The 2543-nt window shown below is 52.5% G+C and carries 3 protein-coding genes; 2 read left to right on the top strand and 1 reads right to left on the bottom strand.

What is annotated here, in order from left to right; translation table 11 throughout:
- The first annotated feature begins 519 nt into the window (after positions 1-519).
- Entirely contained in the window at positions 520-708 is a 189-nt protein-coding gene (locus H6F86_RS04010) for a hypothetical protein (RefSeq protein WP_190446823.1), read from the top strand.
- 83 nt (positions 709-791) lie between these two features.
- Here H6F86_RS04010 and H6F86_RS04005 read toward each other — a convergent pair whose 3' ends face one another.
- Entirely contained in the window at positions 792-1106 is a 315-nt protein-coding gene (locus tag H6F86_RS04005; RefSeq protein ID WP_190446822.1) for a tetratricopeptide repeat protein, read from the bottom strand.
- Between the two features lie 445 nt (positions 1107-1551).
- Between H6F86_RS04005 and H6F86_RS04000 the strand changes: the two genes are divergently transcribed.
- Positions 1552-2543 (top strand): cache domain-containing protein (locus H6F86_RS04000; RefSeq protein ID WP_190446821.1); only part of this gene is annotated, 992 nt, incomplete at its 3' end.

The following is a 2543-nucleotide window of genomic DNA, read 5'->3' as shown; positions in this document are numbered from 1 at the left end:
TACGTCTCAGACGGTAAACAGGCATTGAAACCCTAGGAATAAGGGTGTTCCAATTCATGCCTCATCAAATGCGTCGGGCGATCGCCTTGATTAGTTGCGGATGGCAGCAACGGAGCAAGAGGGTGAAGAAGGAAAACTACTACTGTATAAGGCCTTTAAGCATTGTACAGTTGGCGGCTAGTCCAGCACCAGAATGGTTAGGCTGAGCCTCTGAGCACAAGATTTGCGCTAGCTCACTGGCGGGCAATATTGTGCCGTTTCCCTCATAACCTGCGTTCGCTCAGAATCTTCAAGATCCCCAACATCTGACTTAACCAAGCTAACCAACACTGCCCCTGCGCGCTCCCAAGTCCAACGTTTTGAATCTATGTGGCTCCCACCCTCATCAATCTCAAGGGTACCTGCATCGTCTTGACCCAGCAACTTAACCTCCTGAAGTAGCCACTTGGTTTCTTCCTCCAGCATCTTGGGCTAGAGGCTGAATCAATAGCGAAAATTTAGACAGCACTCTAGGCAGCCATGACACTAGCCTACGCCAGCGAACTGACAGTTGAGCCAGACGAGGATTTAGGTACTCGCTACGGTGGCGAAGCCTTTGTTGTCCTCCGCCCGAAGACTGTGATCGACGGTGTACTCCATGTCGCCGCTCTCATCCATCAGAAGCCATCTAGTTCAATCGCCTCCAAACCGCATCTCAGCATCAGCTGAAGCCTTGGGGCAGTGCCGACCCGCTGCAGCCTTAAAGCTTCACCCAGCGTGGTCCGCTCGCCTTGGCACTGGGATGACTAACCCTACCCACCACTGCCAGAGTAATTGCGGTTGGCGACCGGTGGCTTTGTCAAAGGCGGCATAGGCCTCAGCACTTCCCCACGTGTGTACCAAACGTCAGGCTGCGCTGCATCCAGTCGGAGCGCTTGGTCAAAACATCCTAAAGCACGTTCAGGGTGCTTCGTTTCGAGCAGAAACAGGCCACGCTGGTACCACGTGCGGTAACTTTCTGTAGGGACGTAGGACGCTGTCCGTTGGGTTAACAGCTGCGGCTCAGGGTGTGCGGCGAGGGCGGGCGTGACTGCCACAGCAGTCGCTGTGGGCTGGAAGATTGTCATGTCGATTCCTACTATAGCAAGGGTTCTGTGCGTCACACCCATGTATCGATTATGACGAAGGTGATACTTAGACCACGACCGCGAAACTACGGGACTGAACCGACCGAAAACCAATTTAGTGCCACAAAGGGCTTGCAGCCCGATTAGATGCTTGATTTAGCAACCCTATATAGCAAAACTTGTCGCCTCATCTCAGTTGATCACACTGCTAAGGGCTTGGCTGCAAGGCTAAGGTTCTACGACCAGTGCCGCTGCTTTGGCACCGTGAGCCAAAGCAACGGCACTGGCACACCTAGGTTAAGATTTTAGCTGCATTGATGAGCTAGTGTATGAACGCTCTTTCCCAAGTGCTTGCTGTCGTCGGTACTGCCCGCAAAGCGACTGAGCTAACTAGAAGCGAAGGGGGCACCTTAAAGTTAGCTAATCTTTAGGCAAAGAATATCTCATGAAGGCGTTCCCCTTTCACAAGTTGCAAGGATTGCCACTGCAATTTGTGCTCATCGTACCGTTCGTGCTGCAAATCTTTGGCGCGGTTGGGTTAGTGGGCTACCTCTCGCTAAGAAATGGGCAGCAAGCGGTCAACCAACTATCCGACCAATTGATGGCCCGCACGAGCCGTTCGGTGGATCAACATTTAACGTCTTATTTAGCCATTCCTCATCAATTGGGACAGCTGAACGCGGATGCTATTGAAATGGGTCTGCTGGATGTGCGGAATCGTCAAACTACCGGCAAAGCTTTCTGGAAGCAAATGCAGACGTATGACCTGACCTTCCTTGGCTATGGACTCACGACTGGCGAAGGCGTAGGGGCCATCCGTTATGATGGCAAAACGCTAACCATCGACGACTGGAGCGCTCAGCGGTCTAAGAACGCCGACACTTACACTACAGACAACCAGGGCAATCGTACCTGGGTCGTCAGCCGTTACGATTACAATCATTTCACCGAAAGTTGGTACACCGAACCGCTTAAAGTCGGCAAGTCTACTTGGTCACGAGTCTATGTTTGGGATTCTCCCAATGGGCCTTACATCGCTGCGTCTGCGGGCCGTCCTATCTATGATGCTCAGAAGCGCTTATTGGGCGTGTTTGGTGCCGACATCCATCTCTTAAAGTTGAGTGATTATTTACGAAACTTAGAGACTAGCCGTACGGGGCAGGTGTTTATTGTCGAGCGGAATGGCCTGTTGATTGCAAATTCTAGTCCAAAGCAACCCTTTACCCTCGTTAAAGAGAAGATTCAACGCTTGCAGGCGAGCGACAGCCCTGACGCCACCATTCAAGCCATTGCCCAACAACTCCAGCAACGCTTCCACGGGTTCGGCACCCTGGCAAACGAAACACTGCAAATTGACTTGCAGGGCGAACGCCATCATGTGCGTGTGACCCCCTGGCGCGACCAGTATGGCTTGGATTGGGTGGTGGTCGTCAGCGT

It is taken from the genome of Phormidium sp. FACHB-592, from assembly GCF_014695795.1.
Lineage (GTDB): Bacteria > Cyanobacteriota > Cyanobacteriia > Leptolyngbyales > Leptolyngbyaceae > Stenomitos.
This window is presented reverse-complemented; position numbering and strand designations above follow the sequence as displayed.